The sequence below is a fragment of the Sphingomonas sp. 179-A 2A2 NHS genome, assembly GCF_045371305.1.
GTDB lineage: Bacteria > Pseudomonadota > Alphaproteobacteria > Sphingomonadales > Sphingomonadaceae > Sphingomonas.
This window is the reverse complement of sequence record NZ_JBIQDE010000006.1, coordinates 255,262-276,105: the sequence shown is the minus strand read 5'-3', so window position 1 is coordinate 276,105 and position 20,844 is coordinate 255,262. Positions and strand designations below refer to the sequence as shown.

Annotated in this window: 19 protein-coding genes; 5 read left to right on the top strand and 14 right to left on the bottom strand. The window is 67.4% G+C overall.

The window, feature by feature from the left end; all coding sequences use genetic code 11:
• The first annotated feature begins 1 nt into the window (after position 1).
• From leuS to holA, 3 genes are read left to right on the top strand one after another with little or no spacing between them, the layout of a single operon-like run.
• Positions 2 to 2,515, top strand: a complete 2,514-nt coding sequence (leuS, locus tag ACH0AE_RS15030; protein ID WP_294442602.1) for a leucine--tRNA ligase — start codon at positions 2 to 4, stop codon at positions 2,513 to 2,515.
• On the top strand, positions 2,512 to 3,024 hold the full coding sequence (lptE, locus tag ACH0AE_RS15025) for an LPS assembly lipoprotein LptE (protein WP_294442603.1): 513 nt from the start codon (positions 2,512 to 2,514) through the stop codon (positions 3,022 to 3,024). Before leuS ends, lptE begins: the two co-directional genes overlap by 4 nt.
• A gap of 10 nt (positions 3,025 to 3,034) precedes the next feature.
• Positions 3,035 to 4,048, top strand: coding sequence for a DNA polymerase III subunit delta (holA, locus tag ACH0AE_RS15020; protein ID WP_294442604.1), 1,014 nt, complete (start codon positions 3,035 to 3,037; stop codon positions 4,046 to 4,048).
• A 4-nt stretch (positions 4,049 to 4,052) separates the two neighbouring features.
• Here holA and ACH0AE_RS15015 read toward each other — a convergent pair whose 3' ends face one another.
• The 7 genes from ACH0AE_RS15015 to ACH0AE_RS14985 form a co-directional block, all read right to left on the bottom strand.
• Positions 4,053 to 4,496: a hypothetical protein gene (locus ACH0AE_RS15015; protein WP_406875846.1), complete on the bottom strand. Its 444-nt coding sequence runs from the start codon at positions 4,494 to 4,496 to the stop codon at positions 4,053 to 4,055.
• 76 nt (positions 4,497 to 4,572) lie between these two features.
• Entirely contained in the window at positions 4,573 to 5,475 is a 903-nt protein-coding gene (locus tag ACH0AE_RS15010) for a ParB/RepB/Spo0J family partition protein (RefSeq protein WP_294442605.1), read from the bottom strand.
• Positions 5,472 to 6,254, bottom strand: a complete 783-nt coding sequence (locus tag ACH0AE_RS15005) for a ParA family protein (RefSeq protein WP_294442606.1) — start codon at positions 6,252 to 6,254, stop codon at positions 5,472 to 5,474. The genes ACH0AE_RS15010 and ACH0AE_RS15005 overlap by 4 nt, the downstream gene beginning before the upstream one ends.
• Positions 6,251 to 6,865, bottom strand: a complete 615-nt coding sequence (locus ACH0AE_RS15000) for a 16S rRNA (guanine(527)-N(7))-methyltransferase RsmG (RefSeq protein ID WP_294442607.1) — start codon at positions 6,863 to 6,865, stop codon at positions 6,251 to 6,253. Before ACH0AE_RS15000 ends, ACH0AE_RS15005 begins: the two co-directional genes overlap by 4 nt.
• Complete coding sequence (gene mnmG, locus ACH0AE_RS14995; RefSeq protein ID WP_406875845.1) at positions 6,862 to 8,577, bottom strand: tRNA uridine-5-carboxymethylaminomethyl(34) synthesis enzyme MnmG; 1,716 nt, start codon at positions 8,575 to 8,577, stop codon at positions 6,862 to 6,864. The genes ACH0AE_RS15000 and mnmG overlap by 4 nt, the downstream gene beginning before the upstream one ends.
• Before the next feature lie 9 nt (positions 8,578 to 8,586).
• Complete coding sequence (mnmE, locus tag ACH0AE_RS14990) at positions 8,587 to 9,861, bottom strand: tRNA uridine-5-carboxymethylaminomethyl(34) synthesis GTPase MnmE (RefSeq protein WP_294442609.1); 1,275 nt, start codon at positions 9,859 to 9,861, stop codon at positions 8,587 to 8,589.
• On the bottom strand, positions 9,861 to 10,097 hold the full coding sequence (locus ACH0AE_RS14985; RefSeq protein WP_294442610.1) for a DUF6489 family protein: 237 nt from the start codon (positions 10,095 to 10,097) through the stop codon (positions 9,861 to 9,863). Before ACH0AE_RS14985 ends, mnmE begins: the two co-directional genes overlap by 1 nt.
• A gap of 124 nt (positions 10,098 to 10,221) precedes the next feature.
• Between ACH0AE_RS14985 and ACH0AE_RS14980 the strand changes: the two genes are divergently transcribed.
• A complete protein-coding gene (locus ACH0AE_RS14980) occupies positions 10,222 to 10,923 on the top strand; it encodes a dienelactone hydrolase family protein (protein ID WP_294442611.1) in 702 nt (233 codons plus the stop codon).
• A gap of 41 nt (positions 10,924 to 10,964) precedes the next feature.
• On the opposite strand, the gene ACH0AE_RS14975 is transcribed toward ACH0AE_RS14980, so the two are convergent.
• From ACH0AE_RS14975 to cysD, 3 genes are all read right to left on the bottom strand, one after another.
• Positions 10,965 to 11,714 carry a 3'(2'),5'-bisphosphate nucleotidase CysQ gene (locus ACH0AE_RS14975; RefSeq protein WP_294442612.1) on the bottom strand — a complete coding sequence of 250 codons (750 nt, stop codon included), beginning with the start codon at positions 11,712 to 11,714 and terminating at the stop codon, positions 10,965 to 10,967.
• Positions 11,711 to 13,624, bottom strand: a complete 1,914-nt coding sequence (gene cysN / locus ACH0AE_RS14970) for a sulfate adenylyltransferase subunit CysN (RefSeq protein ID WP_294442613.1) — start codon at positions 13,622 to 13,624, stop codon at positions 11,711 to 11,713. Before cysN ends, ACH0AE_RS14975 begins: the two co-directional genes overlap by 4 nt.
• A 79-nt stretch (positions 13,625 to 13,703) precedes the next feature.
• Positions 13,704 to 14,612, bottom strand: a complete 909-nt coding sequence (gene cysD / locus ACH0AE_RS14965) for a sulfate adenylyltransferase subunit CysD (RefSeq protein ID WP_294442614.1) — start codon at positions 14,610 to 14,612, stop codon at positions 13,704 to 13,706.
• Between the two features lie 44 nt (positions 14,613 to 14,656).
• On the opposite strand from cysD, the gene ACH0AE_RS14960 reads away from it, so the two are divergent.
• Positions 14,657 to 15,631 carry a hypothetical protein gene (locus ACH0AE_RS14960; RefSeq protein ID WP_294442615.1) on the top strand — a complete coding sequence of 325 codons (975 nt, stop codon included), beginning with the start codon at positions 14,657 to 14,659 and terminating at the stop codon, positions 15,629 to 15,631.
• An 18-nt stretch (positions 15,632 to 15,649) separates the two neighbouring features.
• Here the strand turns inward: ACH0AE_RS14960 and ACH0AE_RS14955 are convergent, their stop codons facing one another.
• The 4 genes from ACH0AE_RS14955 to ACH0AE_RS14940 all read right to left on the bottom strand — a co-directional run bounded on the left by ACH0AE_RS14955 (position 15,650) and on the right by ACH0AE_RS14940 (position 20,723).
• On the bottom strand, positions 15,650 to 15,997 hold the full coding sequence (locus ACH0AE_RS14955; protein ID WP_294442616.1) for a hypothetical protein: 348 nt from the start codon (positions 15,995 to 15,997) through the stop codon (positions 15,650 to 15,652).
• 38 nt (positions 15,998 to 16,035) lie between these two features.
• Complete coding sequence (locus ACH0AE_RS14950; protein WP_406875844.1) at positions 16,036 to 16,614, bottom strand: response regulator transcription factor; 579 nt, start codon at positions 16,612 to 16,614, stop codon at positions 16,036 to 16,038.
• A complete protein-coding gene (locus ACH0AE_RS14945) occupies positions 16,611 to 18,266 on the bottom strand; it encodes a HAMP domain-containing sensor histidine kinase (RefSeq protein ID WP_294442618.1) in 1,656 nt (551 codons plus the stop codon). Before ACH0AE_RS14945 ends, ACH0AE_RS14950 begins: the two co-directional genes overlap by 4 nt.
• 156 nt (positions 18,267 to 18,422) lie before the next feature.
• Entirely contained in the window at positions 18,423 to 20,723 is a 2,301-nt protein-coding gene (locus ACH0AE_RS14940) for a DNA translocase FtsK 4TM domain-containing protein (RefSeq protein WP_406875843.1), read from the bottom strand.
• Between the last annotated feature and the right edge of the window lie 121 nt (positions 20,724 to 20,844).

Here is a 20,844-nt window from a genome sequence, read left to right as displayed (position 1 = left end):
CATGAGCCAGCGCTTCAACGCGCTCTCTGCCGACGCCCGCTGGCAGCGGGTGTGGGACGAGCGCCGTACCTTCGCCGCCGACGATCATTCGAACAAGCCCAAGAGCTACGTGCTCGAGATGTTCCCCTATCCCTCGGGGCGCATCCACATGGGCCATGTGCGCAACTACACCATGGGCGACGTGCTCGCCCGCTTCCGGCGCATGAACGGCATGGAAGTGCTCCACCCGATGGGGTGGGACGCGTTCGGCATGCCGGCCGAAAATGCGGCGATGGAAAAGGGCGTCCACCCGGGCGGCTGGACGCGCGACAATATCGCCACGATGAGGGCGCAGCTGAAGCGGCTTGGCTTCGCGCTGGACTGGACGCGCGAATTCGCCACCTGCGACCCGGAATATTACGGGCACGAGCAGGCGCTGTTCCTGAAATTCTACGAGGCGGGGCTGGTCTATCGCCGCGAGAGCGCGGTGAACTGGGACCCGGTCGACATGACCGTGCTGGCCAACGAGCAGGTGATCGACGGGCGCGGCTGGCGTTCCGGCGCGCTGGTCGAGAAGCGCAAGCTGAACCAGTGGTTCCTGAAGATCACCGCCTTTGCCGAGGACCTGCTGTCGGGCCTCAGCGAGCTGAAGGACTGGCCCGACAAGGTTCGCCTGATGCAGGAGAACTGGATCGGGAAGAGCCAGGGCCTGACGTTCCGCTTCGCGTTGAACGATGCGGCGGGCACGAACGAGGGCGTGGTCGAAGTCTATACGACCCGCCCCGACACGATCTTCGGCGCGAGCTTCGTCGCGGTGGCGGCGGATCACCCGCTGGCGCAGCGCGTGGCAGCGAACGATCCCGCGGCGCAGGCGTTCATCGAGGAATGCCGTCGTGGCGGCACCACGGCGGCCGAGCTGGAGACGCAGGAGAAGCTGGGCTTCGACACCGGGCTGAAGGCGGCGCATCCGTTCGATCCGTCGATCCAGCTGCCGGTCTATATCGCGAACTTCGTGCTGATGGATTACGGCGTCGGCGCGGTGTTCGGCGTACCGGCGCACGACCAGCGCGACTTCGAATTCGCCACCAAGTACAAGCTGCCGATCCGCCGTGTCGTGTCCGAGGGCACGAAGGACGCGCCGGAGTTCAACGAGGCGGAAGCCTACACCGGGCCCGGCACGCTGGTGAATTCGCACTTCCTCGACGGCATGGACGTGGAGGATGCCAAGCGCGAGGTGATCACCCGCGCCGAGGCCGGTGGCTGGGGCGAGGGGACGACCGTGTTCCGCCTGCGCGACTGGGGCGTCAGCCGGCAGCGTTACTGGGGCACGCCGATCCCGATCATCCATTGCGATGGCTGCGGCGCGGTGCCCGTGCCGGCCGATCAGCTGCCGGTGAAGCTGCCCGAGGACGTAAGCTTCGCGACGCCGGGCAACCCGCTCGATCGGCATCCGACGTGGAAACATGTCGATTGCCCGTCATGCGGCAAGCCCGCGGTGCGCGAGACCGACACGCTCGACACGTTCGCGGATTCTTCCTGGTATTTCATACGCTTCGCCAGCCAGCCGGACGACAAACCGTTCGACAAGACGGTGGCCGAGCAATGGCTGCCGGTGGGGCAATATATCGGCGGCGTGGAGCATGCGATCCTTCACCTGCTGTACGCCCGCTTCTGGACGCGGGCGCTGCAGCATATCGGCATGATCGGCGTGGCGGAGCCGTTCGCCGGCCTGTTCACGCAGGGCATGGTGACTCACGAGACGTACAAGTCGAGCGATGGCCGCTGGCTGTCTCCCGGCGAAATCGAGAATGGCATCGAGACGGCGACCGGCCAGCCGGTGACGGTGGGTCGCGTCGAGAAGATGTCCAAATCGAAGAAGAACACGGTCGATCCCGAGCCGATCGTGGATCAGTACGGCGCGGACGCGGTGCGCTGGTTCATGCTGTCCGATTCCCCGCCGGAGCGCGACCTGGAATGGAGCGAGAACGGCATCGAGGGCGCGTGGCGCTTCATCCAGCGGCTGTGGCGCCTGGTCGGCGATCAGGGCGCCAGCGATGCGGGCGAGGACATCGGCTTACGCAAGGTGGCGCATCGCACCGTCAAGGGCGTGGCCGAGGCCATCGAGGGCCTCCAGTTCAACAAGGCGGTGGCGCTGATCTACACGCTGGCGAATGCGGTGGAGAAGGCAAAGCCGTCGGCGGACCGCACGGCAGCGCTCGCCACGCTGCTGCGCATCGTCGCGCCGATGGTACCGCATCTCGCCGAGGAAGCGTGGGCGGCGCAGGGCCACGAGGGGCTGATCGCCGATGCCGCGTGGCCGACGGTGGATCCGGCGATGCTGGTCGACGATGAAGTGACCGTCGCGGTGCAGGTGAACGGTAAGCTGCGTGATACGCTGGTGATGCCCAAGGGGACCGCGAAGGACGCTGCCGAGGTGCAGGCCATGGCATCCGAGAAGGTGATCCGTGCGCTGGAAGGCAAGGCCCCGAAGAAGGTGATCGTCGTGCCCGACCGATTGGTGAACATCGTCGCATGAAGCGGCACCTGGCCCTGATCGCGCTGCTGCCGGCGCTGGCGATCCTCGGCGGCTGTGGCCTGACGCCGCTCTATAGCGGGGGCAGTTCGGGGCAGGTGGCACGCGGCCTCAGCGAGGTCGAGATCGCGCCGATCGAGGGCAAGGCGGGCTGGCTGGTGAACAATGCGCTCCGCGATCGGCTGGGTCCGCCGCCTGCCGCGGGCGCGGCGCGCTATCGGCTGCAGGTGAAGCTGGACGACCAGATTACCGGCCTCGCTATCCGGCGTGACGATTCGGTGGCGCGTGAACGGCGGACGCTGCGTGCGCGCTACCAGCTGGTCGAAGTGGGCAAGGACGAAGTGCTCGTCGACGCCACGGCTGGATCGGACGCGGGGATCGACGTGGTCGGATCGGAATATGCGACGATCGCGGCGGAATCGACCGCGCTGGAGCGGCTGGCGGTGATCGTCGCCGACCAGATCGTGACCCGCGTCGCCGTCGAGATGCGGCAGAACCCGCCGGCACCATGAGCGTCGCGCCGTGAAGGCGACCGAAGCACGCATGAAGGCGGCGCTGGACAAGCCGCCCGCCGATATCCGCTTCTATCTGATGTTCGGGCCCGACGAAGCCGGCGCGATGGCGCTGGCGGAGCGGCTGGCGCGTGCGCTGGGCCCCGAGGCGGAGCGGATCGACCTGGATGGCGCGGCGCTGCGCGGCGATCCGGCGCGGCTGGCGGACGAGGCGGCGGCGATGTCGCTGTTCGGCACCGCCCGGCATGTGCGGGTTACCGGTGCCGGCGAGGAAAGCCTGGCGGCGACCACCGCGCTGCTGGAGGCGGAGCGGGCCGGCAATCCGGTGGTGATGATCGCGCCATCGCTGAAGGCGACGTCGAAGCTGGCGAAGCTGGCACTCGATTCACCGGCTGCCATGGCGCTTGCCTGCTACGTGCCCGATGCGGGGCAGCTGGAGGCGGTGGCGGGGCAGATCGCACGTGACCATGGGCTGCGGCTGGGCGGCGGCGTTGCACGGCGGCTGGCGCAGGCGGGTGGCGGTGACCGCGCGGTGATGATGCGCGAGATCGAGAAGCTGGCGCTGTATCTTGATGCTTCGCCCGAGCGGCCGGTGGCGTGCGAAGACGATGCGCTGGATGCGATCGGCGCGGATCTTGGCGAGACCGAGATGAGCGACGTGATCCAAGGCGTGATCGCGGCGAAGCCTGCCGCGCTTGGCGAGGCATTGCGGCGGATGGACGAGGCGGGCGCTTCCCCGATCCCGTGGCTGCGCGCGCTGGCGCGGCGGCTGGCGTCACTTGCCGAGATGAAGGGCGAGGTGCTGGCGGGCGGTGATGTCGCCGGCGTGATGAAGCGCCACCGCGTGTTCTGGAAGGAAGAGGCCGCCACGGGCGCCGCACTGCGCCGCTGGTCCCCGGAGGCGCTGGCGCGCGCGCTGGGCGAGGTGCGGCGGGCGGAGCGATCGGTGATGGCCAGCGCCACGGCGGGCGACGTGCTGGCGAGCCAGGCGATGCTGTCGCTGGTCGTCCGGCTGCGCAGCTGAGCCGCTAGGCCGCGATCTTCCTGCGGTGGCGCCACCAGAGCGTCGCCGTCACCAAGCCGCTGAGAGTGGCCGGGACTATGAGCCAATAGCCGTCCTGGATCTCCAGCAGCGCGACCGAAAGCGCGGCGACGAGCGCGCCGGTGGCGGCGCCGGCGATACCATAGGACAGGAGGCTCTCCCGTGCGTGGCGGTGGAGCAGGCGCGTGACCGGGAGGCCGACCGAGACGCTGATCGCCAGGACGAGCGGGAAGGTGACCAGCAGCGGCAGGATGGCGAAGGGAAGAAGCAGCAGCGCCTCGGAGACGCTGGTGAAGGCCCGGGGGACGCTTCCCACGGCAAGGACTAGCGTGATCGGGAGGAATGGTGAGGCGGCCACCAGCGAGCCCGCCAATGCCGCTCGGAGCAGGGCGCGGCGGGCTGTCTGGGCGGGCATCAGCGGGCGCGCCATGGCGTTCTTTGCACCCCTTTGGGGTCCGGGTGCCGCGCGATGGTGAGCGATGGCCGCATGAGGCGCGCGAATGGCGCTAGATGGGCTCGCCGCTCAACCGCTGGCAGATCATGTCGAGTTGATCGAGCGTGGAATATTCGAGCGTCAGCGATCCGCCGCTGGCGCCGTAGCTGATGCGGACCTTCAGCCCGAGCAGGTCCCCCAGCTGGCGTTCGAGCGCAGCGACGTCCGCGTCACCTTCCGCGCCGGCGCGTTCCTGGGTGCGGCTGTTATGGCGGCGGGAGGTCGGCTTCGTGCTTTGTGCCAGCTTCTCGGTCTGGCGCACCGACAAGCCCTTGCTGACGACCTGCTCCGCCAGTGCCTCCGGATCGGGCGCGCCGATGATCGCACGGGCATGGCCCATGCTGAGCGTACCGTCGATCACACGGCCCTGGACGGTCTTGGGCAGATCGAGCAGGCGGAGGAGGTTCGCGACATGGCTGCGCGACTTGTGGACCGTCTTCGCCAGTACTTCCTGCGTGTGGCCGAATTCGTCGAGCAGCCGGCTGTACGCTTCGGCCTCTTCGATCGCATTCAGATCCTGGCGCTGAATATTCTCGACCAGCGCGATCTGCAGCGTTTCCGCGTCGGTATATTCACGTACGACGACCGGCACTTCGTGCAACCGCGCACGCTGGGCGGCACGCCAGCGGCGCTCACCGGCGACGATCTGATAATCATGGCCGTGCGGACGGACGACGATCGGCTGGATGATGCCACGCTCGGCGATCGAGGCGGCAAGCTCGTTGAGCGCGTCCTCGTCGAAATGGCGGCGCGGCTGTTCCGGATGCGGCGCGATCGCGCTGACCGGGATCAGCCGGACGCCGGCGGACTGGGCGCGGCTGGAATCGATCGGCGCATCATCACGCGCGATATCGCCGAGAAGGGCGTTCAGACCGCGGCCGAGACCACCGCGGGGGCGCTTGTTGGCATCGCTCATGCGGCAACCTCATTGCTGTGCGGCAGGCGCGCGATAAGCTCGCGGGCGAGCGCGATATAGGCCTGCGAGCCGCTGCAGCGGTGATCGTAGATCAGCGCGGGAAGGCCGTGGCTCGGCGCTTCGGACAGTCGCACGTTGCGCGGGATGACGGTGTCGAACACGACCTTGCCGAGCACGGCGCGGACATCGGCGGAGACCTGTTCGGTCAGGCGATTGCGGCGATCGTACATGGTGAGTGCGACACCGATGATGGCGAGGGACGGATTGAAGCGGGCGCGGATCCGCTCGACCGTGGTGAGGAGCTGGCTCAGGCCTTCCAGCGCGAAGAACTCGCATTGCAGCGGCACGAGCAGCGAATCCGCCGCAACCATCGCGTTGATGGTGAGAAGGCCAAGCGACGGGGGGCAATCGATCAGGGCGATGTCCCACCGGGGCGGTGCAGCATCAAGCGCGCGGTGCAGGCGATGCGTGCGCTGGTCGAGCTCGACCAGCTCGATCTCCGCACCCGACAGATCCGGCGTCGCAGGGAGGACGTCCAGCCGCGGGACACTGGTCGCGACGACGCCGTCCTCGATCGGAACCTGATCGACGAGCACGTGATAGCTGGAAGAGGCGCGCTGGGCGTGGGAAATGCCGAGGCCCGTCGAGGCGTTGCCCTGCGGATCGAGATCGATCAGCAACACGCGCTTGCCAGTGGCGGCCAGCGCAGTCGCGAGGTTGATCGCCGACGTGGTCTTGCCGACTCCGCCCTTCTGATTGGCCACCGCAATCCGAATCATCGCCGCTTTACCCCTGTTGCGACGACGATGCCGGAGGCTGGATCGGTGAGGCTTTGTTCCACGTGGAACAATCCATCAAAGCGTCGGCGCGCGTCGTCAACTTCCGTCGTGGCGGATTGTCCCTTGGGGAGCAAGTAGACTGTGTCGCGATCGGCGATGTTCGCGGTGCCGCCGAGCAGGTCGAAAAGCGCAGCCACGGCCCGCGCGGAGATGATCCTCGCTGTGATTTCGGTGAGCCGCTCGACCTTTGACTGATGGACCGACACCCGATCGGTGATTTGTTCTGCCTCAAGCACGCTGCGCAAAAAGTCTGCCCGCATGCGGCGGGGTTCGACCAGGATCATCGGGTGTTCGGTGGCGAGGGCAACAATGATGCCGGGGAAGCCAGCGCCGGTGCCAACGTCCACCCACAAGCCAGTCGCAGGAGCGAGAGGTATCAGCTGGGCAGAGTCGAGCGCGTGGCGATGCCACAAGGAATCAAGCGTTGGGCGCGAAACCAGATTTTGGCGGCCAGCTTCTTCGCGGACCCGATGGAGAAAGCGCTCAATCCGTTCCAGAGCTGCATCACCGACGATCGCGCGCGTGGCCTCGCGCGCCTGTTCCTCGTTCATCGTTTCGCCTTCGCGTGTAACCAGAGAGCGGTGAGGGCTGCCGGGGTGACACCGCGGACGCGGGACGCCTCGCCCAGTGTGCGCGGCCCTGCGGCGCGCAGGCGCTCGCGCATCTCGTTGGAGAGGCCAGCAATCGAATCGAGGGCAGGGCCCGATGCAATGACGACGCGATCGTCATGCTTCATCCGCGCGATCTCGGCAGCCTGGCGCGCGAGATACGGGGCGTAGCGGACATCCTCTTCGTGTTCGCGGATGAGATCAGCATCCACGCCGGTTGTGGTTCCGCCAGCGCGGAGAGTAGCGCGCTGGGTCATGCGTCGGTCGACATGGTCCCGGCGTTCAGGGGTCAGGAGACCCAGGCTGGCCGCGTGATCCGAAAGCCGCGTTTCGGCATTGTCAGCGCGCAACGCGAGCCGGTACTCGGCGCGGGCGGTGAGCATGCGATAGGGCTCGCTGATCCCCTGCAACACGAGATCGTCGATCATCACGCCGATGTAGCTGGCGCTGCGATCCGGGAGCAGCGGCGCGAGGCCCCGTGCGAAGGCCGCTGCATTGGCGCCGGCAACGAGACCCTGTGCGGCAGCCTCTTCATAGCCGGTGGTGCCGTTGATCTGGCCCGCGAGATACAGGCCGGGAATGGCGCTGAGGCCCAGTGTCGCATCGAGCGCGCGCGGATCGATGTGATCATATTCGACGGCATAGCCATGCATGGTGATGCGGCAGGTCTCGAGGCCCGGCACGGCGCGAATGAATGCCTCCTGCACGTCGGCGGGAACGGAGGTGGAGATGCCGTTCGGGTAGATGGTGGCGTCATCCAATCCTTCCGGTTCGAGGAAGATCTGGTGCCCGTCACGATCGCCGAAGCGGCGGATCTTGTCCTCGATCGACGGGCAGTAGCGCGGGCCGAGCCCTTCGATCGCGCCGGTCTGCAATGGGGAGCGATGGAGGTTGGCGGCGATGATGGCGTGCGCCTCGCTGGTCGTGCGGGTGATCGCGCAGGCGAGTTGCGGCAGCGCGCGCGTCCTCGTCATCGGTGACATGGTCCAGTCATCGGGGTCCGACGGCTGCGGTTCCAGCTGGGCCCAGTCGATCGTTCGGCCGTCGAGCCGGGGAGGGGTACCGGTCTTGAGGCGACCCATGGGGAGCGAAAGGTCGCGGAGCTGGCGCGCGAGGGGGAGGGCAGCGGCTTCATTGACCCGGCCGCCTTCCTCCTGTTCCTCACCGCGGAAGAGGCGGCCGCCCAGGAAGGTGCCGGTGGCGAGAACGACGGCCGGGGCGCCAAGCGTCTCGCCGGAGCGAAGTTCGACACCCGAGAGCCGGCCGCCGTCGAGGCGTAGCGCGATCGCTTCGCCGGCGACGATCGTGATGTTCGGATAGCTAGCGAGCATCTGGCGGATCGCGGCGGCGTAGAGCGTGCGATCAGCCTGGATGCGCGGGCCCTGAACCGCGAGGCCCTTGCTGCGGTTGAGCATACGGTGATGGATCGCGGCCGCATCCGCCGCGCGGCCCATTAGCCCATCATAGGCATCCACCTCGCGCACGAGGTGGCCCTTGCCGAGCCCGCCGATCGACGGGTTGCACGACATGGCCCCGATCTTTTGCGGATCATGGCTGACCAGTGCCACGCGGGCGCCCCGCCTTGCGGCGGCCGCTGCCGCCTCAGTTCCGGCATGTCCGCCGCCGATCACGATAACGTCGAACACCTGTTCCACGTGAAACAATCACTTTCCGACACAGAAGCGGGAGAATAGCGCGTCGAGCATTGCCTCGGTCGCGTCCAAGCCAAGCAGGGAGGCGAGTGCGCCTGACGCGGTACGTAGCTCTTCCGCCCGCAACAACAAGTCTTGCGAGGCCAGTGATGCCTCGAGCGCGGTAGCAGCGATGCGGATCTGGTCCTGCTGGAACCGGTGAAAGGTGGGGGCGCCGTCCAGAACCAGGATGATGTTCGCCCGCCGGTCGATCTCATCCCACAGCCGGTCGATCGAGGCTAGGTCATCACAAGAGGTGATGATCGTCCCGGGGCGGGGCGCATCACTGCGGGCATTCGCGCGAGCATGGACTGCGATCGTGCGATCGTCTCCGACAGCATTCTCGTCGAGGTCAAGAACGATATCGGCGCCGGCGCGGGCCTGACGGGCTCGGTCGATTCCGATCCGCTCGATCGGATCAGCGCTGTCGTCACGGACACCGGCGGTATCGACCAGCGTGTAGGCTTGGCCGCGGCGGGTGACATTGGCCTCGACCCGGTCGCGCGTGGTGCCGGCGATGGGGGAGACGATTGCGGCGTCGCGACCGAGCAGCGCGTTGAACAGCGATGACTTGCCGGCGTTGGTGGGGCCGACGAGGACGACGCGGATGCCCTCGCGATAGCGTTCGACCGAGGGGCGGGCTAGGACCGCGGCGAGTTGCGCCCGTAGGATCTCAGTGTCGCGATCGAGCAGCTCGTTGTCGGCGTCGCTGACATCGTCTTCATCGTCGAAGTCGATCGCCGCCTCGACCAGCGCGGCGAGGCGGGAGAGTTCAGCCATCAAGCCACGGACGAGCTGGCTGACCCTGCCTTCACTGCTCTCGATCGCGAGCCGATGCTGCTGCTCGGTCTCCGCCTCGAGCAAGTCAGCGATGCCCTGTGCCTGGATGAGGTCGATGCGGCCGTTGGCGAGCGCGCGGCGGGTGAACTCGCCGGCGAGCGCGGGGCGTAGGCCGGGCATCGCACCGAGCGCCTTTTCCGCCGCCGCGACGACGGCGCGGCCTCCGTGAAGATGAAGCTCCACCAGATCCTCGCCGGTGGCCGTGGCGGGGGCGGGGAAGGTGAGGACCAATGCCTGGTCGATCAGCGAACCGTCTGCGGCGCGCAGATGGCGACGGCCAGCGCGGCGCGGCGGGGGGAGGGTGGTGGCGAGGGCGGTGGCAGCGGCCATCGCCTGCGGGCCACTGATGCGGAGGACGGCGATCGCGGCGGGTGGGCGCCCGCTCGACACCGCGAAGATCGTGTCCATCAGCCGCCGGGCTTCGTTCCCGCCTCGAACAGGCGGCGCCAGAAGGCAGCGCCCGCCTCACCCATTGGTGCGAAGCTGGTCAGCATGCCCTCCATCATCTCGGGCTTCATGGTGGCGCCCTGCATCGCATCCTGCATCATCGCGACGTAGCGATCATGCAGCGGCGTGAGATCGGGCAAGCCCATCATGCGGCGTGCCTCTTCGGGCGTGCACTCGACCTCGATCGTGACCTTCATCCCTGGCCTCCCTTGAGCCGTGCGGCGGGGGACGATAGCGTCACCCGGCACTGTCTATGCCCGTTGGATGGGTGGCGCCGCAACCTCGCGGCGCCGGCACGGCGGGCAGCTAAGGGGAGATGACATGGGTGAGATGATCGACGTCGCCACGCTGAAGGGCGAGGGCAGCTTCAAGGCCTATTGCGCCGAGCCCGAAGGAAATCCGACCGCGGCGATCATCGTGATCCAGGAGATCTTCGGCGTGAACCCGGGCATCCGCCAGAAGTGCGACCGCCTGGCCGCCGACGGCTATCTGGCGATCGCGCCCGACCTGTTCTGGAAGATCGCGCCGGGCATCGAGCTCAATCCCGATGTGCCGGAAGAGATGCAGAAGGGGCTCAGCCTGTTCGGCGAGTTCGACCAGGATGGCGGCATCCGCGATATCGAAGCGACGATCCACAAGGCGCGCGAGCTGCTGGGCGGATCAGGCAAGGTCGGCGCGGTCGGTTACTGCCTCGGCGGGCGGCTGGCCTTCATGACTGCGTGCCGTACGGATATCGATGCCTCGGTCGGCTATTACGGCGTCGGCATCGACGGTCTGCTGGGCGAGAAGCATGCCATTGCCAAGCCGGTGCTGCTGCATATCGCGGGCGAGGATGGCTTCGTCGACAAGGCAACGCAGCAGAAGATGCACGAGGGACTGGACGATCACCCGAAGGTGACGCTGTACGATTATCCGGGCGAGGACCACGGCTTCGCGACCGAGATGGGCGATCGCCGCTCCCCGGCGGCGGCAGAGCTGGCGGATCAGCGCACCTCGGCGTTCTTCGCCGAGCATCTGGCGTAAGGAAAAGAGGGGCGGCTTCGCGGAGCCGCCCTTTTTTCGGATCAGCTGGCGCGGACCTGGCGGATCAGGGCCAGCACGTCTGCCGCGAGCGCTTTCGGGCAGATCAGCAGATCCGGGAGGTACACGTCCTCCTGATTGTAGACGAGCGGGCTGCCGTCGATGCGTGAGCAGTGGAGGCCGTATGCCGCCGCCACCGCGACCGGGGCGGCGGAATCCCATTCGAACTGACCGCCGGAGTGGAGGTAGATATCCGCCTCCCCGCGCACCACAGCCATCGCCTTGGCGCCGGCCGAGCCCATCGGCACGAGCGTCGCGCCGAGCTTCTCCGCGACCGCGACCGCTTCCTTTGCGGGGCGCGTGCGGCTGACCAGCATGCGCAGGGGGCTGGCGGGTGGGGGCACCGGCTGCGGCTGATCGGAGCGCAGGACGATTCCGGCGCCGGGCAGGGCGACGGCGCCTATCGTGGCAACGCAATCGATCGCGAGGCCGACATGCACCGCCCAGTCGGCGCGCTTCTCGCCATATTCCCGTGTACCGTCGACCGGATCGACGATCCAGACGCGGGACTTGGCGAGCCGCTCGCCGTCGCACTTCATCTCCTCGGACAGCAGGCCGTCATCGGGCCGTGCCTCGCGGATCGCGTGGACGAGGAACTGGTTGGCGGTCTGATCCCCCGCCTTGCCGAGCGCCTTTTCCGAAAAGACGCCGGCCTCGCGCACCTCCAGCAGGATGCGGCCGGCCGTCTCCGCGAGATGCGCGGCGAGTTCCGCGTCGGTCATGCTGGCGGTCATGGGATGATCCTCTTGATGATCAGCTCCGCCGCCTCGTCGGCCGTGATGCTGGTGGTATCGATGCGGATCTCGGGATCCTCGGGCGGCTCGTACGGGCTGTCGATGCCGGTGAAGTTCGCCAGCTGGCCGCTGCGCGCCTTGGCGTAGAGGCCCTTCACGTCGCGCCGCTCCGCTTCCGCGAGCGGCGTATCGATATGCACCTCGATGAACTCGCCCGGCTGCATCATCTGGCGCACCATCTCGCGCTCGGCACGGAAGGGGGAGATGAAGGCGGTGATGACGATAAGCCCAGCGTCCGTCATCAGCCGCGCCACTTCGCCGACGCGGCGGATGTTCTCGACGCGATCGGCATCGGTGAAGCCGAGGTCCTTGTTGAGGCCGTGCCGCACATTGTCGCCATCGAGGAGGAAGGTGTGGCGGTTCATCCGCACCAGCTTCTTCTCGACGATATTGGCGATCGTGGACTTGCCCGCCCCAGACAGGCCGGTGAACCACAGGACGACCGGCTTCTGGTTCTTCAGCGCCGCATGGGTATCGCGACTGACATCGGTCGGCTGCCAGTGGATGTTCTGCGAGCGGCGCAGGCTGAAGTGCAGCATGCCGGCCGCGACCGTGGCATTGGTAAGCTTGTCGATCAGGATGAAGCCGCCAAGCGATCGGTTGTCGGCGTAGGGCTCGAACACCAAGGGCTTGTCGGTCGACAGGTTGGCTACGCCGATTGCGTTCAGATCGAGCGTCTTTGCGGCGAGCTGCTCCAGCGTGTTGACGTTGACCTGATATTTCGGTGCCTGGATCGTCGCGGTCGCCGTCTGCGTGCCGAGCTTCAGCCAATAGGAGCGGCCGGGAAGCATCTCGTCCTCGGCCATCCAGACGATCGTCGCCTCGAACTGGTCGGCGACCTGCGGCGGGGCAGAGGCAGCGGCGATGACGTCGCCGCGCGAGCAATCCACTTCGTCAGCTAGCGTGAGTGTGACCGACTGGCCAGCGTCGGCCTGATCGAGATCGCCGTCGAAACTGACGATCCGGGCAACCGTCGTCGTCTTGCCCGATGGCAGAATGCGTACGGGATCGCCCGGCTTGATCGTGCCGGAGGAGACGAGGCCGGCAAAACCGCGGAAGTCGAGGTTGGGGCGATTCACCCATTGCACCGGCAAGCGGAAGGGCCTGGCCGGATCGGCTTCGGCGTCAATCTTCACGGTTTCGAGATGCTCGACCAACGAGGGGCCGGTGTACCATGGCGTGTGGGTGGAGGGGGCCGTGATGTTGTCGCCCTTGAAGCCCGAGATCGGCAGCGCGGTGAAATCGCTGATCCCGATCGATTCCGCGAAGGCGCGGTAATCGGCGACGATCGTGTCGAACACGCCTTGGTCGTAGCCGACGAGATCCATCTTGTTCACCGCCAGCACCAGATTGCGGATGCCGATGAGGTGGGCGAGATACGAATGGCGCCGCGTCTGCGTGAGCACGCCCTTGCGCGCATCGACGAGGATGACGGCCAAGTCCGCGGTGGACGCGCCGGTGACCATGTTGCGGGTATATTGTTCGTGGCCGGGGGTGTCGGCGACGATGAACTTGCGCTTCTCGGTCGCGAAGAAGCGATAGGCGACGTCGATCGTGATGCCCTGTTCGCGCTCCGCGGCGAGGCCATCGACGAGCAGGGCGAAATCGATCTCCTGCCCCTGCGTACCCACCTTCTTCGAATCGCTCTCCAGCGCGGCGAGCTGATCCTCGAAGATCATCTTCGAATCGTACAGCAGCCGGCCGATCAGCGTGGACTTGCCGTCATCGACCGAGCCGCAGGTGATGAAGCGCAGCAGCGACTTGTGCTGGTGACGCGCGAGATAGGCGTCGATGTCCTCAGCGATCAACGCGTCGACCTGGTAGACGGATTCCTGGGCGGAGCTGGCCATCAATTCACTCCCTCAGGCTGCTGGCAGGGGAGCGCAGGTGCGGCCGGATGCGCGGGTCGCGACGGAGCGTCTTGCCACATCAGAAATACCCCTCCTGCTTCTTCTTCTCCATGCTGGCCGAGCCCGCATCCTTGTCGATCGCGCGGCCCTGCCGCTCGCTGGTGGTGGTTAAAAGCATTTCCTGGATCACGTCCGACAGCGTGCTCGCCTCGCTCTCGACCGCGCCGGTGAGTGGGTAGCAGCCGAGCGTGCGGAAGCGGATCGAGCGTTCGACCGGGACTTCGCCGTCGCGTAGCGGAAAGCGATCGTCATCGACCATCAGGATCAGGCCGTCCCTCTCCACCGTCGGGCGCGGCTGCGAGAAATAGAGCGGGACGATCGGAATGTCGTTGAGCTGGATGTATTGCCAGATGTCGAGCTCGGTCCAGTTGGAGATCGGGAAGACGCGGATGCTTTCGCCCTTGGCCTTCCTGGCGTTGTAGAGGTTCCAGAGTTCGGGGCGCTGGTTCTTCGGATCCCAGCGGTGATTGGCCGAGCGGAAGGAGAAGACGCGCTCCTTGGCGCGGCTCTTCTCCTCGTCGCGGCGCGCGCCGCCAAACGCGACATCGAACCCGTAGAGATCCAGCGCCTGCTTCAAGCCTTCCGTCTTCCACATATCGGTGTGGAGGGGACCGTGATCGAACGGGTTGATCCCGCGCGCTTCGGCCTCCGGGTTCTTGTGGACGATGAGCTCCATGCCGCTTTCGCGTGCCATGCGATCGCGCAGTTCGTACATCGCCTTGAACTTCCACGTCGTGTCGACATGCAGCAGCGGGAAGGGCGGCGGCGCGGGGTAGAAGGCCTTGCGCGCAAGGTGCAGCATCACGGCCGAGTCCTTGCCGACCGAATAGAGCATCACCGGCCGCTCGCTCTCGGCGACGACCTCTCGCATGATGTGGATCGATTCCGCCTCGAGCCGTTCGAGATGCGTGAGTGAGCGCGCGGTCATAATGTCCCCATTGATCGTGGGGAAGATGGCGCGGCAGGGGTGACATGGCACCTCCCATATGGGAGGATATCGCTATGGCGATGGTGCGCTCCGACGAGACCGACCTGCTGATCCCGCTGCATGAAGGTGCGCAGGAGACGCCGCCGTGGCGGGTTTTCCTGTCACGGCTGGAGCAACGTGTGCGGGCGGGATCGGCGGCGATCATTACGCAGATCGGCGACAGGATTGTGCAGCACCGCCCAACTAGCGCCGAGGCGGTGGATGAGCTGGATCCGTGGCTGGCGGGCTTGCGGCGCGGACGGGTCTATGCGGCGGCGGAGCGGGGGGACGAGCAGGCGAGCCTTGGCCGAGTGGTGCGCGCGGAAGAGCCGGAAGGGGCGAGCGCATGGGTGATCGTCGAGCGGAGAGGGCGGGATTTTTCAGCTGCGGACGGCGCGTTGTTGGCGGCGCTGGCCCCGCATCTGGCTGTGGCGCTCCGAACCTATGTCATGCTGGAGCGGGCGCGGCATAAGGAGGTAGCGAGCGGGGCTGCATTGGCGCGCACGGGGCTTGGCTTTGCGACATTGGCGCGTGACGGGCGGGTCATTGCGGCGTCCGACGAGGCCTTGGCGCGCGCCGGGGAGCGGCTGGCACCCGTTCGTAGCGAGGCGGGTGCGTTGATCGCTGCCTTCTGCCAGGCACCTGCTGCGCCAGTGGCAGTGCGGCTCGCGACCGGAGTGGCGCTGTTGGTGGCGGGCCGCGGCGATGCAGCAGCGATGGCGCTGTTCCTGTCGGAGCGCGGCGGCGATGCCGAGACGCAGGCAGGGGTGCTGCGGGACCTATATGGATTGGCGATGAGCGAGGCGCGGCTGGCCGTGGCGGTCGCGCGCGGGGCGAGCCTTGCCGAGGCGGCAGTGGCGCTTGGCCTCACGATCGAGACGGCACGCAATTACTCGAAGCGCGCCTTCGCCAAGATGCGCGCACGGGGACAGGCGGATCTGACGCGGATCGTGCTGGGCAGCGTCGCTGGCCTCGCCTGACGCTTACACGCGCCTCGATCAGGCGTCGGCCGAGCCCATGCGCCAGCCGTCCCAGGCCGTGATGATCGCGCGGCCGCTGGAATAGCCGTCGCTCACATCCTCCAGTTCCTCCAGATCAAGGCGTCGGCGATCGATCATCTCCAGCCACTGGCTGCGCACCGCCGGCACGCGATCGGGCAACAGATAACGGTGCCACAGGCGAGCGACGCGGCGTTCCTGCCACAGCCGCTCAAGCACCGGGCGGACGCGCACTGCGGGCAGCAGCGGCGCACGGCGGCGAAGCTCGCCCACCAGGCTGGACGGGTAGATCTCCGTGCGTTCGGCGAGCACGCCGAGGATCGCCAGTTCTACGAGCATGTCTTCCATGGGATGGGCCTGGGCTGGCATTGCGACGGCTTTCCTGGTCATTGTGCAAGGGCAATCAGCTGGGCGAGGCCGCTCGCGCCGGTCTTGGCGAGAACGGCGGCGCGGTGGTCTTCGACGGTCTTGGGTGAAAGGCCGAGGCGATCGGCCACGACCTTGTTGGGGTGGCCCTGCACGAGAAGGTCAAAGACCTGTCGTTCGCGGGCAGTGAGCGTCGCGGTACGGGCCAGGACCGCCCGGCGCGTGCTGCTCCAGGCGATGCCTTCGGCAACGGCGGCGATCAGTCGATCCTCGTCGAGCGGCTTCTCGAGATAATCGAGCCCTCCGTAGCGGCGCACGGAATCGACCGCATTCGCGGTGGTCGGCCAGGCGGCCATGAACACGATGGCGACGGTGGGGTCGCGTTGCCGGAGCCGATCGGCGAAGGCGAAACCGTCGAGATCGCCCATCATGATGTCCGTCACCACGCAGTGTGCGAAAGTGTTGGGATCGAGTTCGAGCAGTGCGGCGGGATCGAGGAACGCCTGCGCCTCGAAGCCGCGGCGCTGCAGAAGCCGTGCGACGCTGGCGCCGAGATCGCGATCATCGTCGACGACAAACACCCTGGGATTGTCGTTCATCCAGAATCTCCGACGAGGGGGAGGGTGATGGTGGCGCGGACCGTGCCGTCGCGATCGGTGGTGCGCGTAAGCGTGCCGCCGTGTGCCTCCACGATGGTGCGGGCGATCAGCGTGCCGACGCCCATGCCGGCGGGCGGCTGACGGCGGCCGTCGGAAAGGTTGCTGACGATGATCCGTGCACTGGCATCGTTCGATCGCACCGCCAGCGTCACGGTGCCGCCGGTGCCGCAAGCCTGTGCGGCGTTGCGCACGAGGTTCATCACGGCCTGCGCGAGCTCGACCTCCTGACCGATGATGAGCGGCGCGGGATCGACTGGTTCAGCGGCGAGCGTGACGCCGGCGTTGCGCATTTCGGTGCGCGCGAGTTCGGCAACGCTTTCGATCAGCGTGTGCAGCGGGAGCGGCGTCGGTTCGTCCACCGCGCGCCCGCCATAGCGACGCAAGCGGCGGACGAGATCGGAGAGGTTGGTGGCCTTGGCATGGATCAGTGCGGCAGCCTCGGCCACTTCCGGATCGGCGCTGGCGGTGAGATCGCGCAGGTGATGCGCCTCGATCGACAGGGTAGAGAGCGGCTGCGATATCTCGTGGATGACGGCGACCGACATGGCGCGCAGCGTCTTCAGCCGCTCCGCCTGGAACAGCAGTCGGTCCCGGCGCTGCAGATCGGCACGCGCGACGGCCTGCGCATCGGCGAAGCTGCCAGCGAGGTAGCCAGTGACCGCGATGGTTGCGAGACCGAGGTGAAGCTCCAGCCGCTCGGCCGTGCCCGTCGTGGCGGCGGTGAATGGAAGTGCCCCCGCGGCGACGACGAACAAGGCCGCCCACGCCCCGACCCGGCCGAGGCGAAGGCCGATCCAGGCGATCGTGAGCACGACCGGGGCCGGCTGGAGCCCGAGGCCCACCCAGTGAAGCAAGCTGCTGCTGCCAATCCCGAGCGCGAGGACGAGCGCGCCCTCCGCCAGGGTGCTGGTTGCGGGCCAGACGATCGGCGCGGGGCTGCGGCCGGTGAGGTGATCGGCAAGCCACAACAACGGCGGGGCGAGCAGAAGGACGCCGAGAAGATCGCCGATGATGAAGGCGTTCAGCGACAGGACAACGTCGCGGGCGGTGCTGACGCCGGTAAGCTCCGGGTGCCACAGCGCCTGCGGAAGCGCGAGCAGCGCGGCGACGATCGGCGCCAGGACGCTGGCGAGCGCAAAGGGCATGGGGGCGGTGCAGACGGGGGAACCAGACGCCTGGCCGCGCGCGACCAGCCAGCGGATCGCCGCGACGACGAGGCCATAGGCGAGCACGGGCCGAACCACGCCCAGCACGCTGATCGCCCAGTCGTGGCGATCGAGCACCACCGCGCCCGACGTGACATCCACCACCAGTTCGATGATCGCGACCGGGATGGTGTACCGCGCGCCGGCGCGCCACAGGAGCGCCAGGCGGAGACCGGCGGCGGGGAACCACAAGGAATAATAGCCCGCGCCTCCCCACCAGCCCGCGACGGCGTGGGTGAAGGCGAAGCCGAGCGTGTAGAGCGCAAGCAGGGTGACCGCGCCCGACGGCCGATCGGCGAGCAGCGCAGCCAGTGGCGCCGTGCCAGGAGCCGTGCCCCTGTCACTTCGATAACGCGCGCCCCCATCCCCCGATACCGCTGCGGTCATGGCGTTCGTTTGCGCCTGATGGCAGTCCCTCGGCAACCAGGGAAATTCCCGGAAGTGCCGCAGGCGAAACGACTTTTTCGCTGCCGCGCTGCCTTGAAGGGGCGGCGCGGCGGTCACCCGATCAGCCTTGTGCCGGCAGCAAGGCGGGGACTGGCGTCAGAGCGGCTGGCCGTCCGTATCGCGGAGCACTTCGCGGCGGCCGACGTGATCGGGCCGGCCGACGATGCCGTCCTTTTCCATCCGCTCGATGAGGCGGGCGGCGGAATTGTAGCCGATACGCAGCTGGCGCTGGAGCCAGGAGGTGGACGCCTTCTGGCTGCCGCAGACGAGCTGGATCGCGGCGCGATATTGCTGGTCCTCGGCGGAATCGTTGCCGGTCGGCGCGCCTTCCAGCTCGAAGCTCTGCTCGGGCTCCTCGGTGACGGAGGAGATGTAATCGGGCGTGCCCTGCGCGCGCCAGTGATCGGTGACGCGTTGCACTTCCTCGTCGCTGACGAACGGGCCGTGGACACGCACGATGCCCTTGCCGCCGGGCATGTAGAGCATGTCGCCCTTGCCGAGCAGCTGCTCGGCGCCCTGTTCGCCCAGGATGGTGCGCGAATCGATCTTCGACGTGACGTGGAAGCTGATGCGGGTCGGCAGGTTAGCCTTGATGACGCCGGTGATGACGTCGACCGACGGGCGCTGCGTCGCCATGATGAGGTGGATGCCGGCCGCACGCGCCTTCTGCGCGAGGCGCTGGATGAGGAATTCGACTTCCTTGCCCGCGGTCATCATCAGGTCCGCGAGCTCGTCGACGATCACGACGATCTGCGGCAGCACCTGATAATCGAGCTGTTCCTCCTCATAGACCGGACGGCCGTTCTCGTCCCAGCCGGACTGGACCTTGCGGCCGAGGGGCGCGCCCTTGGCCTTGGCCGCGCGGACCTTTTCGTTGAAGCCGCCGAGGCTGCGCACGCCGAGCGAGGACATCTGCCGATAGCGATCCTCCATTTGCTCGACCGCCCATTTCAGCGCGCGGACCGCCTTTGCCGGATCGGTGACGACGGGGGAGAGGAGATGTGGAATGTCGTCATACATCGACAGTTCGAGCATCTTGGGATCGATCATGATCATGCGGCACTGATCGGGCGTGAGCCGATAGAGCAGCGACAGGATCATGGCGTTGAGCCCGACCGACTTGCCCGAGCCGGTGGTGCCCGCAACCAGCAGGTGCGGCATCGGCGCGAGATCGGCGATCACCGGATCACCGGCGATGTTCTTGCCGAGGATGACGGGGAGCGAGGCGTTTTGATCTTCGAACGCCTGGCTGCCGATCAGCTCGTGCAGCGACACCGTCTCGCGCTTCGCATTGGGAAGCTCGATGCCGATGACGGTGCGGCCGGGGATGGTCGCGACACGGGCGGAGATCGCGCTCATGTTGCGCGCGATATCGTCCGCGAGGCTGATCACGCGCGTCGCCTTGATACCGGGCGCGGGATCGAGCTCGTACATCGTCACGACCGGGCCGGGGCGCACCTCGACGATCGAACCCTTCACGTTGAAATCGTCGAGCACCGTTTCGAGCAGGCGCGCGTTGCGTTCCAGTGCGGTCTTGTCGATCGTGCCGGGCGGCGTCGGCGGCGCGGGCGTCAGCATGTCGAGCGTCGGGAGGCGATAATCATCGCGCAGATCAAGGCTGGTCTGGCGTGGCTGCTGCGGCTTGGCGGCGATCGCGGGGGCGGTGGTGCGATCGTTGATCACCGGCGCGGGTCGATTGTCGGGCTGCGCCACGGCGCGGGGCTGCACCTGCTTGCCGCCGAGATCGAGCGGGACCTCGTCCTCGTCGCTTTCGTCGAAGGCACCATCCGTGACGCGGCGCGCGCGGCGGCGGGCGAGCCAGCCGCGGGGGACGTCGAGATCGAGGCTGCGGCCCCAGACGATCGCACCGGCAAGGCCGCTGACCACGCCGAGCGCGACGATGCTCCACCAGGTAACCTGCGGATTGTTGGCGAAAGCGAGCGCCCAGCGCGCCGCGGCGACACCGCCGAGGCCGACCGCGCCGCCCCAGCCGAAGGGGAGCGCGAGCACCGCGCCATCGGACACGCAGCCTAGGGCGACTGCCATCAGCGCGACACCGAAGGTGGCATTGCGCAGCATTCGCTTCCAGGCGCCAGCCGGCTGATCACGCCACAGGCGAAGTGCGATGATCGGTGGAATCGGCAGCAGCAGCGCGACCGCGGGTCCGAAGATGGTGAGCGCGAGATCCGCGAACCACGCACCCGGCGCACCGACGAGATTGGCGGTGCTGGCGGCGGCGGTGTTGAGCGACCCGTCGCCCGGCCGATAGCTGGCGAGCGCGAGCGCCATCAGCAGCGTGGCGATGAACAACGTGATCGCCGTCACAAGCGCGCCGCTGCGCACCGCGCCTGCCTTCACCGTTTCGCGCCACAAGGACGGTTGCGCCCTGCTCGCCATCGTGTCGCCCCCGGTTCAATTTGAAGGAATTAGATCAGGCTGGATAATCCGCCGGGCGGAGTCTGCCGTCAAGCCGGGCCCGGTATGTTCCGGGCCAAGTGTGGTGCGCGAAGCACGGTCT